This window comes from Lentzea roselyniae, from assembly GCF_039537795.1.
Lineage (GTDB): Bacteria > Actinomycetota > Actinomycetes > Mycobacteriales > Pseudonocardiaceae > Lentzea > Lentzea atacamensis.
In genome coordinates, this window is the sequence record NZ_BAABBE010000035.1 from 1 (window position 1) to 12,815 (window position 12,815).

Annotated in this window: 12 protein-coding genes; 10 read left to right on the plus strand and 2 right to left on the minus strand. The window is 68.4% G+C overall.

Features of this window, described 5'->3' with window-relative positions; translation table 11 throughout:
- Positions 1-531: 531 nt before the first annotated feature.
- The gene (locus ABFX45_RS38860; RefSeq protein WP_109641419.1) at positions 532-1,914 is read right to left on the minus strand and encodes a KamA family radical SAM protein; all 1,383 of its coding nucleotides are present in this window, start codon (positions 1,912-1,914) and stop codon (positions 532-534) included.
- Positions 1,915-2,044: 130 nt separating this feature from the next.
- Between ABFX45_RS38860 and ABFX45_RS38865 the strand changes: the two genes are divergently transcribed.
- Both ABFX45_RS38865 and ABFX45_RS38870 read left to right on the plus strand, forming a co-directional pair.
- Complete coding sequence (locus ABFX45_RS38865) at positions 2,045-2,503, plus strand: FxsA family protein (RefSeq protein WP_109641418.1); 459 nt, start codon at positions 2,045-2,047, stop codon at positions 2,501-2,503.
- Positions 2,500-3,060 (plus strand): GNAT family N-acetyltransferase, encoded by a 561-nt coding sequence (locus ABFX45_RS38870; RefSeq protein WP_346135742.1) that lies wholly within the window; start codon positions 2,500-2,502, stop codon positions 3,058-3,060. Before ABFX45_RS38865 ends, ABFX45_RS38870 begins: the two co-directional genes overlap by 4 nt.
- Here ABFX45_RS38870 and ABFX45_RS38875 read toward each other — a convergent pair.
- The gene (locus tag ABFX45_RS38875; protein ID WP_346135744.1) at positions 3,057-3,380 is read right to left on the minus strand and encodes an SsgA family sporulation/cell division regulator; all 324 of its coding nucleotides are present in this window, start codon (positions 3,378-3,380) and stop codon (positions 3,057-3,059) included. The two genes, ABFX45_RS38870 and ABFX45_RS38875, sit on opposite strands and share 4 nt — an antisense overlap.
- A gap of 173 nt (positions 3,381-3,553) precedes the next feature.
- Between ABFX45_RS38875 and ABFX45_RS38880 the strand changes: the two genes are divergently transcribed.
- From ABFX45_RS38880 to ABFX45_RS38915, 8 genes are all read left to right on the plus strand, one after another.
- Complete coding sequence (locus tag ABFX45_RS38880) at positions 3,554-4,513, plus strand: TIGR03885 family FMN-dependent LLM class oxidoreductase (protein ID WP_109641415.1); 960 nt, start codon at positions 3,554-3,556, stop codon at positions 4,511-4,513.
- On the plus strand, positions 4,510-6,003 hold the full coding sequence (locus ABFX45_RS38885) for an alpha-amylase family protein (protein ID WP_346135747.1): 1,494 nt from the start codon (positions 4,510-4,512) through the stop codon (positions 6,001-6,003). The genes ABFX45_RS38880 and ABFX45_RS38885 overlap by 4 nt, the downstream gene beginning before the upstream one ends.
- A 70-nt stretch (positions 6,004-6,073) precedes the next feature.
- Positions 6,074-7,084 carry an L-erythro-3,5-diaminohexanoate dehydrogenase gene (gene kdd / locus ABFX45_RS38890; protein ID WP_109641413.1) on the plus strand — a complete coding sequence of 337 codons (1,011 nt, stop codon included), beginning with the start codon at positions 6,074-6,076 and terminating at the stop codon, positions 7,082-7,084.
- Positions 7,077-8,624 (plus strand): amidohydrolase, encoded by a 1,548-nt coding sequence (locus ABFX45_RS38895; RefSeq protein WP_346135861.1) that lies wholly within the window; start codon positions 7,077-7,079, stop codon positions 8,622-8,624. Before kdd ends, ABFX45_RS38895 begins: the two co-directional genes overlap by 8 nt.
- A gap of 3 nt (positions 8,625-8,627) precedes the next feature.
- Positions 8,628-10,199, plus strand: coding sequence for a lysine 5,6-aminomutase subunit alpha (gene kamD, locus ABFX45_RS38900; protein WP_346135749.1), 1,572 nt, complete (start codon positions 8,628-8,630; stop codon positions 10,197-10,199).
- Positions 10,192-10,944, plus strand: a complete 753-nt coding sequence (gene kamE / locus ABFX45_RS38905; RefSeq protein ID WP_109641410.1) for a lysine 5,6-aminomutase subunit beta — start codon at positions 10,192-10,194, stop codon at positions 10,942-10,944. The genes kamD and kamE overlap by 8 nt, the downstream gene beginning before the upstream one ends.
- Positions 10,941-11,339 (plus strand): 3-aminobutyryl-CoA ammonia lyase, encoded by a 399-nt coding sequence (kal, locus tag ABFX45_RS38910; RefSeq protein WP_109641409.1) that lies wholly within the window; start codon positions 10,941-10,943, stop codon positions 11,337-11,339. The genes kamE and kal overlap by 4 nt, the downstream gene beginning before the upstream one ends.
- A gap of 57 nt (positions 11,340-11,396) precedes the next feature.
- Complete coding sequence (locus ABFX45_RS38915) at positions 11,397-12,806, plus strand: DUF4331 domain-containing protein (protein ID WP_346135752.1); 1,410 nt, start codon at positions 11,397-11,399, stop codon at positions 12,804-12,806.
- Positions 12,807-12,815 lie beyond the last annotated feature (9 nt).

Consider the following 12,815-nt stretch of genomic DNA (forward strand, 5'->3'; position numbering starts at 1 on the left):
AGGTCTAAGATCGGCAACGCGGCCACCGTTTCGCTTCGAGTCCCAACACACCTCGAAGTTGATCACGGTGGCCGTCTCACGTCACCACGCCATCGACCAAGATCACGCCATGCGGCTGTAGTACTAGATCCGGCGCTAAATCGGTGCAGCACGTCGCTGAACTTGTTTATCACGGTTATGATTCCACTGGACTCTCCGTGTCGTTCAGCGGTGCGATTTTTCTGCAGTTGCGACGTGGGCGGTAGCAATCGTCATTGACGCCTGACTGGTTTCGCCGAAGGTGGAGATCGGGTCGCAGGAGGGGCGATGGCCCAGTCCGGTCGTAAAGGCAAGTGTCTACTCGATGCTGTACCAATGCCTGACACGGGTGTCCACTGAGGATGCAAAGCTTCATCCACTTTGGACTTTCTGGGCCCCTTCTGGGCCCCTTGACGTTGAGACCTAATGAGACTCTATGGGTGCTGACCAGGCAAAACATGCCGTTGGGGCCGCATTCGGAAGATGTCCCGAAAACGGCCCCGTCGTGGTGTGTCAGGTCTGGTCGGACCACCACTTCTGGCCGGCCTCGCCCAGGGTGGAGATCGGGTCGTAGTAGGGGTAGCGGCGGTCGAGCGCCTCCGGGTCCTCCAGCTCGATCCCGGTCCGGTAGTTCTTCGTCCAGTACGAAATCCCCAGCTCACGGTCGTACTCGGCGAGCTGGTGCACCCACCGCTTCCCGACGTACGGCACGTCGCACACAATCCGCGGCGTCGCATACCCAGGCAGGTAGCCCATGATCGCGTGCTGCAACTCCTGCGCTTCCCACACCGCCACCCGCCAGTGCTCGGCGTTGGGGATCATGTCGCACATGTAGAAGTAGTACGGCAGGATGTTCGCTTCCCCTTGCAGCGCAAAGCAAAGGTCCAGCAGGTCGTCCGACGTGGCGTTGACGCCCTTCATCAGCACGCCCTGGTTGCGGACGTCGCGGACGCCGACCTCCAGCGCCGTCCGCGCCGCCTCGGCGACGAGAGGTGTCACCGACTGGGCGTGGTTTACGTGGGTGTGGATCGCCAGGTTCACGCCGCGGCGCGAGGCCGTGCGGGCGACTCGCTCCAGGCCCTCGACGACGCGCGGCTGGAGCCAGTGCTGGGGCAGGCCGGCCAGGGCCTTGGTCGCCAGGCGGATGTCGCGGACGGTCTCGATGTCCAGCAGGCGCATCAGGAACGACTCGAGCTGGGGCCACGGGACGTTGGCCACGTCGCCGCCCGAGACGACGACGTCGCGGACGCCAGGGGTCTTCTTCAGGTAGTCGATCATCTGGTCCTGGCGGTCGACCGGCTTCAGCGACAGCTTGTGCTTGTCGATGAGCGGGGTCGAGTTGCCCACCAGGTCCATGCGGGTGCAGTGGCCGCAGTACTGCGGGCAGGTCGAGACCATTTCGGCCAGGACCTTGGTCGGATAGCGGTGGGTCAGCCCCTCGACGACCCACATCTCGGCCTCGTGCAGCGAGTCGCGCTGGGAGTGCGGGTGCGACGGCCACCGCGGGTCGCGGTCGGACTTCACCGGCAGCATGTAGCGGCGGACCGGGTCGGCCAGGAAGGCGTCGGTGAACTCCGCGGGTGCCGCGTCCACCGCCATCGTGTTGAGCATCTGGGGTGGGATCAGCATCGACATGGTCGCGAAGGTTTCCTGGTCCGCGGCCAGGTCGTCGTAGAACTTCTCGCTCAGCAGGTCGCCGGTGACCTTGCGGAGCTGCTTGACGTTCTTGACGCAGTTCACCCGCTGCCACTGGGCGTCGCGCCACTGCGCCTCGGTCACGTGCGCCCAGCCGGGGAAGCGTCGCCAGTCGGGTTCGACCAGCTCACGGCGGACGTACGTGTACGGCTGGCGGTCCAGTCGCTCCAGCGCCGTGGGGGCGTCGTGCAGCGCAGTCATCCGTACTCCTCAGCGTCGAGGTCGCGTAAAGATATCCTGTCACACCGCTAGCTCGCCGTAAATATTTCAGATCAACGCCTGGTGGAGGAGGGTGCGGGAGCAATTGGGCGAGCTCGTGCGTTGAGGGGGTATGCCTGTCTTCGCCCTGGTGCTCTTGGGGATGTTCGCCGAGATCGCGGTCATGATCGCCGTTGGCAACGCCATCGGCGGGCTGTGGATGATCGCGCTGCTGCTGGTCGGCACCCTCGTCGGTCTGCAGCTGGTGCGCAGGCAGGGGGCGCAGACGATGGCCGCGTTCTCCGAGGCCGTGTGGAAGCGGCAGCAGCCGCACCAGGAGATGGCCGACGGCGTGCTGATCGCCGCGGCCGGGGCGTTGATCATGGTGCCTGGCTTCATCAGCGACGTGGCGGCGTTGTTCCTGCTGTTCCCGCCGACGCGCAGGCTCGTCAGCCGGCGGATCGCGCGCAAGGCCGAGGCGGCCGCGCTGAAGTTCGAGCACGACCGTCGCTTCGGGCCCGGTCAGGTCGTCGAAGGGGAAGTTGTCGACGTCGACCCGGTGGTGATCACGGATCGGCGCGAGCTGACGTGATCCGCGCGTACCGGCCCGCTGACCTGGACGCGCTCTACGACATCTGCCTCGACACCGGCGACGGTGGCCGGGGCGCGCGGCACCTGTTCGACGACCCGCGCCTGCTCGGTCACGCCTACGTGGGGCCGTACGTGGCGTTCGAACCGGATCTGGCGTTCGTCGTGGAGGACGACGAGGGGATCTGCGGCTACGTGATCGCGGCGTCGGACAGCGAGGCCTTCGAAGACCGCCTGGAGCACGACTGGTGGCCTGACCTGCGCATTCGCTACCCGCTCACCGACGACCCGAACCGCGTGGTGCAGCACATCCACCATCCGGCGCGGGTCGACCACCGGCTGGCCCTGGACTATCCGGCGCACATGCACGCCAACCTGCTGCCGCGCGCGAAGGGCAAGGGCTACGGCGGCAGGCTCGTCCGCACGGTGCTCGAACGCCTTGAGAAGGGTGTTCACGTGCACGTGCGGCACCACAACAGACACGCGGTCGGCTTCTGGGAGCACATCGGCTTTCGCGTGGTCGACTCCGCGGACAAGCTGGTCCTGGGCCTGCGCCTTTAGGCGAGCAGGTCCTTCAGCAGCAGGTCGAAGTCGACGACCTCACGCCCCGCAGGCACGGCCGCGTAGGTGGAGTCGAGGAACCGCTGCAGGTCATCGGCCGACAGGTGGAACACGGCGTGCGAGTCCTCGGTGAAGAGCTCCAGCACCAGCACGTCGCCGTGGCCGGGCCGCAACTGCACGTCGCCGATCCCCGCGGGCGACAGCAGTCCGTCCGCCAGCAGCTCCCGCCCGACGAGCCAGGTCGACTCCTGGTCCCTGGCCTGAAACCGCAGCGTGACGGCGTGCGGATCGTCTGAGCGGTATTGGAGATCGACGTTCATCGGCTCGACAGTGCCATCCGGCCGAATGAACTCAACGACAGTGACGGTCCCGACGCGTGTCTCGTTGAACATCGCCGTTCCTCCTCCGCTCCGAGGGTGCTGTCATCCACACGGATGCCGTTCGGGATCGGTTCAACGCATTCTCAAACTGCTCGCTGGGTACCTGAAGTCGCATGACCGTCTACGGCATCCACGCGTCGCACGAGCAGCTCCACCCCACCGACCTGCTGACCGCAGTGTGCAGGGCCGAGGAGGCCGGCTTCACCGCGGCGATGAGCTCCGACCACTTCTCACCGTGGAGTTCGCGCCAGGGCCACTCGGGGTTCGCCTGGTCGTGGCTCGGCGCCGCGCTGCAGGCGACGACCCTGCCGTTCGGCGTGGTCACGGCCCCGGGCCAGCGCTACCACCCGGCGATCACCGCCCAGGCGATCAGCACCCTCGCCGCGATGTACCCCGGCCGGTTCTGGGCGGCCCTGGGCACCGGCGAGGCCAGCAACGAGCACATCACCGGCGACGGCTGGCCGCGCAAGGACGTCCGCAACGCCCGCCTGCGCGAGTGCGTGGACGTGATCCGCGCGCTGCTCCAGGGCGACGAGGTCAGCCACGACGGCCTGGTCCGGGTTGACCGCGCGAGGTTGTGGACGAGACCGCAGGAGGTGCCGTTGCTGATCGGCGCCGCCGTGAGCCCCCAGACCGCCCGCTGGTGCGCCGAGTGGGCCGACGGGCTGATCACCGTGAGCGCCCCGCCCGACCGGTTGCGCGAGGTGGCCGGCGCCTATCGCGACGCGGGTGGCCGGGGCAAGCTGCACCTGCAGGTGCACCTGAGCTGGGCGCAGGACGACGACACCGCACTCAGGATCGCGCACGAACAGTGGCGCACCAACGTGTTCCGACCACCCGTCTGCTGGGACCTGGAGCTCGCCGAGCACTTCGACGTCGTCGCCGAGCGCGTCACGCCGGAGCAGGTCGCCGAGGTCGTCAACGTGTCCTCGGACCTCAAGTGGCACGTCGAGAACCTGCACACCTACGCGTCGCTCGGCTTCGAGGAGATCTATCTGCACCACGTGGGCCAGGACCTGATCCCGTTCGTCGACGCGTTCGGCGAGCACGTGCTGCCGGAGGTGGCGAGGTGATCCGCACGTCGGACGTCTGGTGGAAGAACGCCGTCCTCTACTGCCTGGACGTGGAGACCTTCTCCGACAAGGGTTTCCGCGGCTGCACCGAACGCATCGACCACCTCCACGCGTTGGGCGTCACCTGCGTCTGGCTGATGCCGTTCTACCCGACCCCGGAACGCGACGACGGCTACGACATCACCGACTTCTACGCGGTGGACCCGCGGCTGGGCTCGCTGGGTGACTTCGTGGAGTTCGTCCGCTCCGCCCGCGACCGGGGCATGCGGGTGATCGCCGACCTCGTCGTCAACCACACGTCCGACCAGCACCCGTGGTTCCACGATCCGACCAAGCGCGACTGGTACGTCTGGGCCGACGAACCGCAGACCGACGGCCCGCAGGGCATCACCTTCCCGGACAAGGAGAACAGCCTCTGGGAGTATTCGGAGGAGGTCGGCAAGTACTACCTGCACCGCTTCTACAAGCACCAGCCCGACCTCAACGTCGCCAACCCCGAGGTGCGCGACGAGATCGCCCGGATCATGGGCTTCTGGATGGAGCTGGGCCTGAGCGGCTTCCGCGTGGACGCCGTCCCGTTCCTGCTGGAGCACAACGACGCCGCGGACGCCATGTCGCTGCCCAACCCGCACGACTACCTGACCGACCTGCGCGCGTTCATCAACCGCCGCAACGGCGAAGGCGTGCTGCTGGGCGAGGTGAACCTGCCGTACAAGGACACGATGGCCTACTACGGCCAAGGAGTCGGCGACGAGCTGACGATGTGCTTCGACTTCGTGGGCATGCAGGCGATGTACCTGGCGTTGGCGCGGCAGTCGAGCGGTCCGCTGGCCAAGGCCCTGCAGGAACGCCCGCAGCCGCCACGGGACGGCCATTGGGCGACGTTCGTGCGCAACCACGACGAGCTGACCCTCGACAAGCTGCCCGAGGACGAGCGCCAGGAGGTGTTCGACGCCTTCGGTCCCGACCCGTCGATGCAGCTCTACGGCCGTGGCCTGCGCCGCCGCCTGCCGTCGATGCTGAACGGCGACTACCGCCGCATCCGCATGGTCTACAGCCTGCTCTTCAGCCTGCCGGGTACGCCCGTCCTGTTCTACGGCGAGGAGATCGGCCTGGTCGAGGACCTGTCGCTGGAAGGAAGGCTCGCGGTCCGGGTGCCGATGGACTGGGAGGCGGCCGGCCGGCAACGCCACTCTCCCGACTCGCTGCTCACCTGGATGCGCCGGCTGATCGAGAGCTACCGGGAATGCCCCGAACTGGCGTGGGGCACCTACCAGGTGCTGGACGTCGGTGACCCGTGCGTGTTCGCCCACCGCGCTGACTGCGACGGTGGCACGGTCATCGCCGTGCACAACTTCGCCGACCGCGCGGTCCCGGTGGAGCTGAAGGTGAAGGGCGTGCTCACCGACGTCCTGACCGGCGACGGGTGCGACGCGAAGCTGGAGCTGGGCCCGTACGACTGCCGGTGGTTCCGCCTGACTGACAAGTGAAGCTTGCGGGATCTTTACGCGCTACGTGAAGATATTGTCGAGACAGCGTCGTCGACCGAAGGATTTTCAGGTGAGCGCGTACGGACTGCACCGTGTCCTCGAGCCGCAGGGCGTCCTGCCCCAGCAGGCGTGGCGGCTGGACGCGGAGCCCGTCCCCGCCCCCGACGAGGTGATCGTCGCGGTCGAGCGGCTCAACCTGGACGCGGCGTCGTTCCGGCAGCTCAGGGAGCAGCACGGCAGCGGCGCGGCGGTCCGGCAGGCGGTGCTGGACATCGTCGAAGAGCGCGGCAAGATGCAGAACCCGGTCACCGGCTCCGGCGGCATGCTGCTCGGCACGGTGCTGGAGGTCGGACCGGAGTCGCCGCTCGGCCTGAAGGCGGGCGACCGGATCGCGACGCTGGTCAGCCTCACCCTCACGCCGCTGAAGATCAACGACGGCCTGCAGGACTGGGACGGCGAGGACGAGCAGGTGCCGTGCCGGGGGACCGCGGTGCTGTTCGGGCGGTCCATCGCGGCCGTGCTGCCCGACGACATGTCCGACGAGCTGGCGCTGTCCGTTCTCGACGTGTGTGGTGCTCCGGCGCTGACCGACCGCGTGGTGCGGAAGCACCCCGGTGGGTCGGTGCTGGTGCTCGGCGGTGGCGGCAAGTCCGGGTCGCTCTCTCTCGCGGCCGCACGTCAGGCCGGTGCGTCGCGCCTCGTCGCGTTGGTGCCGACCGAGCGTGAGGCGGAACAGGTTCGCAAGGCCGGTCTCGCGGACGAGGTCGTCATCGCGGACGCGCGCAACCCGGTGGCTGTGGCTGAGGCGGTCGGCAAGCAGGTCGATGTCACGGTCGTGTGTGTGGACGTGCCGGGGTGCGAGCACGGCGCCATCCTCGCGACCGGGGACGGCGGCACCGTGATCTTCTTCTCGATGGCCACGTCGTTCAGCGCCGCGGCACTCGGAGCTGAAGGACTCGCCGCGGACGTGGAGATGCTGGTCGGCAACGGTTATGTGCCCGGTCACGCCGCGTTCGCCTTGGACCTGGTCCGGACGCAGCCGGGTGTGCGGGCGCTGTTCGAGCAACGGCAGACTGCGTGACGTGAGTACGCAACTTTTGGTCGGCGGACGCATCTACGCACCGGATGCGACGGCCATGGCCGTCACGGACGGCGTCGTCGTGTGGATCGGACAGGACTCGGTCGGCCGTGCGCTGCACCCCGACGCCGAGGTCATCGAGCTGCACGGCGCCTTCGTCGCGCCCGCGTTCGTCGACGCCCACGTCCACGCCACGAGCGCCGGTCTGCTGCTGACCGGTCTCGACCTGACCCGCACGTCCTCTGTGGACGACTTGCTGCAGCAGGTGCGTGACGCCGAGGGCCCGCTCGTGTGGGGACACGGGTGGGACGAGACGCGCTGGCCGGAGAACCGCCCGCCCACGCGCGCGGAGATCGACGACGCAGCTGCGGGCAAGACGGTCTACCTGTCGCGCATCGACGTGCACTCGGCGATCGTCTCCTCGAACCTGATCACCGACGAGGCCCGCGAGGCCGACGGCTACTCGGCCGACGGCCCTCTCTCTCGCGCCGCCCACCACCACGTGCGCGGCGCCGCCAAGTCCGCCATCACGCCGGCGCAACGCCAGGCCGCCCAGCTGGCCTTCCTCCGACACGCCGCCTCGATGGGCATCGCGTCGGTGCACGAGTGCGCCGGCCCGGACATCTCCGGCGAGGACGACCTGCGAGAACTCCTCGCGCACACCGAGGGCCCAGAGGTGGTGGCCTACTGGGGCGCCCACGACCTGCCGGACGTCCCCGTCCGCGGCCTCGCCGGGGACCACTTCGTGGACGGCGCGCTCGGCTCCCGCACCGCCGCGCTGACCGAGCCCTACGCCGACGCGGACACGTCCGGCGCGCTCTACCTGGACGGCCGGCAGATCGCCGACCACCTGATCAAGTGCACCGAACTGGACGTGCAGGCGGGCTTCCACGTCATCGGCGACGCCGCCATGACCGCCGTGATCGAGGGCTTCGAGATCGCCGAGAAGGCCCTCGGCACGCCCGCTCTCGCCTCCGCGCGCCACCGCCTCGAGCACGTCGAGATGGTCGGCGCCGAGCAGGCCCAGAAGCTGGCGGGGTGGGGCGTCATCGCCTCTGTTCAGCCGCTTTTCGACGCCGAGTGGGGCGGATCGGCCGGAATGTACGTCCAGCGCCTCGGGGCCGAGCGCGGAGTGGGGCTCAACCCCTTCTCACGCCTGGCCGCGGCAGGGGTCGTGCTCGCGTTCGGCTCGGACGCCCCGGTGACCGCCATCGACCCGTGGGCTGCCGTGCGCGCCGCGGTGCACCACAAGACCGATGGTCACGGCATCTCCCCACGAGCGGCGTTCACGGCCCACACGCGTGGTGGCTGGCGTGCTGCGGGCGTGGACGACGGGCTGACCGGCACGTTGCAGCCCGGTGCGCCCGCGACCTACGCCGTGTGGGAGACCGGCGACCTCGTGGTCGCCGGGAGCGACTCGCGGGTGCAGCGGTGGTCCACCGATCCCCGTTCCGGCGTGCCCGGACTGCCTGATCTCACCGGTCCCGCGCCCGTCTGCGTGCGGACCGTGCTGAACGGCCGGACTATCTACGAGAGGAAGTGACTCATGGCGTTGCTCGACCTCGACCCCAAGGTCGTCGCCACCGCGCGCGAACTCGCGGCGCGGGCGGCCGAACCGGTGGTGTCCATCGCGAAGGCGCACACCACCGTTGCCGTCGAGCGCGCCACACTTCGCCTGGCCGGCATCACCGGCGCGGACTCCACCCACCGCGCCGGTGACGTGCCGTGGGTCAACCGCGTCATCGACACGGTGCGCGAGCAGTGCGGGCTGGAGCACGGCGTGGTGCTCCCGGCGTTCCACGCCCTGAAACAACACAACCTCGGCACCCTCACCGAGCTCGCGGAGGCCACCGCGGCGGGCCAGATCCAGTTCAAGGTCCCCACCGGCAAGGACCTGACGGCGGCCAGGAAAGCAGCCACGTCGGCCGTCGCCAAGGGCATCAGGACGGTGGACCGCAACCGGGCCCAGCGCGACAAGCTGATCACCAGGCTCGGCGACCCCGCGCAGCGGCCGTGGATCTACCTGATCGTCGCGACCGGTGACATCGACGAGGACGTCGTCCAGGCCCAGAACGCGGCCCGCGCAGGTGCCGACATCATCGCGGTGATCCGCTCGACCGGGCAGTCGCTCCTCGACTACGTGCCAGAAGGCGCCACCCACCACGGGTTCGCGGGCACCTACGCCACCCAGGAGAACTTCCGGATCATGCGGGCGGCGCTGGACGACGTGTCGAAGGAGGTCGGCCGGTACGTGCGGCTGACCAACTACGCGTCCGGCCTGTGCATGCCGGAGATCGCGGTGCTGGCGGGACTGCAGCGACTCGACATGATGCTGAACGACTCGATGTACGGCATCCTGTTCCGCGACATCAACCCCATCCGCACGTTCGTCGACCAGCGCTTCTCCCGCCAGGTCCACGCACGCGCGGGAATCATCATCAACACCGGCGAGGACAACTACCTCACCACCGCGGACGCCGTCGACGCCGCGCACACGGTCACGGTCTCCCAGCTCCTCAACGAGCACTTCGCCCACGAGGCGGGACTGCCCGACCACCTGCTGGGCCTCGGCCACGCCTTCGAGATCAACCCGAAGGTGCCCGACTCGTTCCGCCTGGAGCTCGCCCACGCGCTCCTCGCGCGCGAGCTCTTCCCCGACGCGCCGCTGAAGTGGATGCCGCCCACCAAGCACATGACCGGCGACGTCTTCAACGGCTATCTGCTGGACGGGTTCTTCAACCTCGCCGGTGTCCTGACCGGACAGTCCATTCTGCTCGTCGGCATGATGACGGAAGCCGTCGTGACGCCGTTCCTGTCCGACCGCGACCTCGCCCTGCAGAACGTCAGGTACGTGCTCAACGCCGCGGGCAACCTCGCGGAGGACTTCCGGCCCGCGCCGGACGGGCTCATCGTCAAGCGCGCCCACCAGGTGCTCGGCGAGGCCGTGGACCTGCTGGAGCGCATCGTCGACGACGGCCTGCTCAACGCGATCGCGGACGGCACCTTCGGCCTGATGAAGCGCCCCGCGGACCAGGGCAAGGGCGCGGACGGCGTCGTCGAGAAGGCGGAGGCGTACTTCAACCCCGCGAGCGAGATGCTGGAGGCCTCGAATGACTGACTCCAAGAGGTATGTGAGGCCGTACGGCGACACCACCGGCGACGGCATGATCCAGACGTCGTTCACGCTGCCGATCCCCTTCGGCCCCAAGGCGGACGGCGCGGCGCAGCAGCTCGCGAACAAGATGGGCATGGACCCCGCGATGGTGGTCCACTCGCACCCGATCGGCGACGACTTCACGTTCTTCGTCGTCTACGGCTCGGTGAAGCACCTCGTGGACCTCGACGAGGTCAAGGTCGTCGAGCGCGAGTACCCGTTGCTGTCGCCGGCGGAGGTGAACACGACGCTCAAGAAGGTGTTGCGGCGCAAGCTGGTCGTGGTCGGCGGCTGCATCGGCACGGACGCTCACACCGTCGGCATCGACGCGATCCTCAACATCAAGGGCTTCGCGGGCGAGAAGGGCCTGGAGTACTACCGCGAGCTGAAGGTCGTGAACCTCGGCGCGCAGGTGAGCGTTCCGGAACTGGTGCGGCGCGCGCGGACCGAGAAGGCCGACGCGGTGCTGATCTCCCAGGTCGTCACGCAGCGGGACGCGCACATCCTCAACACGCAGGAGATGTCCGCGGCGTTCCGCGAGGCGATGGGGGACAGGCGGCCACTGCTCGTCGCCGGCGGCCCGCGGTTCGATCCGCTGATGGCGGCGGAGCTGGGCGTGGATCGAGTGTTCTCCCGGGGGACCACTCCGGGTGAGGTCGCGAGCTATCTGGTGCACGCGATGCAGGCAAAGAAGGGGGTCGCCGCGTGAGCGGGGCTTTGGTCGAAGGCTTCTCGGTGACGCACCGCCGGTACGTACCGCACTCGCACGCGCACTACGGGGGCAACCTCGTCGACGGCGCGTACGGGCTGGGCATGTTCGGTGACGTCGCCACCGAACTGCTCATCCACACGGACTCCGACGAAGGGCTGTTCGCGGGGTACAGCTCGGTCGAGTTCGCGGCGCCGATCCAGGCCGGTGACGTCATCGAGGCCACGGCAACGTTGGTGCGCATAGGAAAACGCTCGCGTGAGATCGAGTTCGAGGCGCGCGTGGTGTGCCGGTCGGCGCCCGATCGCGGACCTTCGGCGGCGGACGTGCTCGCTGAGCCGATCGTCGTAACGCGTGCCCGAGGAACGGTTGTGGCGCCAAAATCCGCTGAATGAGTTCGAACCGGCAGGCGTCCTGCTTCCGAATCCCCGCCGTGGGAAGGGAGCAGGACCATGCCAACCAGCAACAAACAGCGATTACGCCGCGGTGCGATCGCCGCGGCCGTGGTCGCGGCGGCCGCGGCGATCCCGGCAGCGGAAGCGTCCAGCCACCGCGAGGCACCGCTGATCGCGGCGGACCCGGCGGTCGACAACACCGATGTCTACGCCTTCACCAGCCCTGACAAGCCCGACACCGTCACGCTCATCGCGAACTGGTTCGGGCTGCAGGAACCCAACGGTGGCCCCAACTTCTACCCGTGGGCCACGGACGCGAGGTACGACCTCAACATCGACGCCGACGGGGACGCGGTGCCGGACAAGACGTTCCGGTTCACGTTCAGCACCGACGACCGGCGCGGCAAGAACACCTTTCTCTACAACAACGGGCCCGTCACCTCGATCAACGACGACAACCTGTTGTTCCGGCAGAACTACAGCCTCGAGCTCATAGAGCCGGGCAAGACCACGACCCTGGTGCGCAACGGGAGGGCGGCGCCGTCCAACACCGGACCCGCGTCGTTCCCGGACTTCGCGGCGATCCGCGACCAGGCGACGGTGAAGATCCCCGGTGGCGGTCAGGTCTACATGGGACCGTCGGAGGACTCGTTCTTCCTGGACCTGAGGGTGTTCGACCTCCTCTACGGCGGAAATCTGAAAGAGGTCAACCAGGACACCCTGATGGGCTACAACGTCAACACCATCGCCATCCAGGTGCCCAAGACGATGCTGGCCCTCAAAGGCGACCCGAAGCGCAACCCCGTGATCGGCGTGTGGAGCGACACCGAGCGCCGCACGCTGAGGCTCGACCCCGGCAAGGCGACCCCGCAGGGCCCGTTCGTGCAGGTGTCGCGGCTGGGCAACCCGCTGGTGAACGAGGTCGTGTCGTCGGCGGCCATCAAGGACGCGTTCAACGGGCTCGAACCCGTTGGCGACGCGTCGGTCCAGGCGTTGCTGGACCGGGTGAACGACCCGGAGCTCGCCCGGCTCATCCAGGCGATCTACGGCATCCCGGCACCGAAGACACCGCGGTCCGACCTGGTGGAGATCTTCCTGACCGGGATCACCACGAAGGCGGGCGGCCCGATCAAGGCCGATCTCAACTCGCAGCTGAACAACACCGACGTGGACCCGAAGAGGTTCGCACCGTCGGAGATGCTGCGGCTCAACATGTCCACGCCGGTGGCGAAGAACCCGAACCGGCTCGGCGTCCTCGGCGGTGACCTGCAGGGGTTCCCGAACGGCCGCAGGCTCACCGACGACGTCGTGGACATCGAGATCCAGGCCGTGGTCGGCGCGGCGCAGACCGGCAAGCTCGTGCCGGCGCTCGCCAAGGGCGACCGGGTGAACGCCAACGACGTCCGCTTCGGCGACCGCTTCCCGTACGTCGGCCTGCCGAGCAACCGGGCGGTCAACTCCCGCTGAGTGAGGGTG

Bases quoted from the DNA above. Each gene is read 5' to 3' on its own strand.
- ABFX45_RS38860 (WP_109641419.1), bottom strand. From the start codon at position 1,914: ATGACTGCGCTGCACGACGCCCCCACGGCGCTGGAGCGACTGGACCGC.
- ABFX45_RS38865 (WP_109641418.1), top strand. From the start codon at position 2,045: ATGCCTGTCTTCGCCCTGGTGCTCTTGGGGATGTTCGCCGAGATCGCG.
- ABFX45_RS38875 (WP_346135744.1), bottom strand. From the start codon at position 3,380: ATGAACGTCGATCTCCAATACCGCTCAGACGATCCGCACGCCGTCACG.
- ABFX45_RS38880 (WP_109641415.1), top strand. From the start codon at position 3,554: ATGACCGTCTACGGCATCCACGCGTCGCACGAGCAGCTCCACCCCACC.
- kamD (WP_346135749.1), top strand. From the start codon at position 8,628: ATGGCGTTGCTCGACCTCGACCCCAAGGTCGTCGCCACCGCGCGCGAA.
- kamE (WP_109641410.1), top strand. From the start codon at position 10,192: ATGACTGACTCCAAGAGGTATGTGAGGCCGTACGGCGACACCACCGGC.
- ABFX45_RS38915 (WP_346135752.1), top strand. From the start codon at position 11,397: ATGCCAACCAGCAACAAACAGCGATTACGCCGCGGTGCGATCGCCGCG.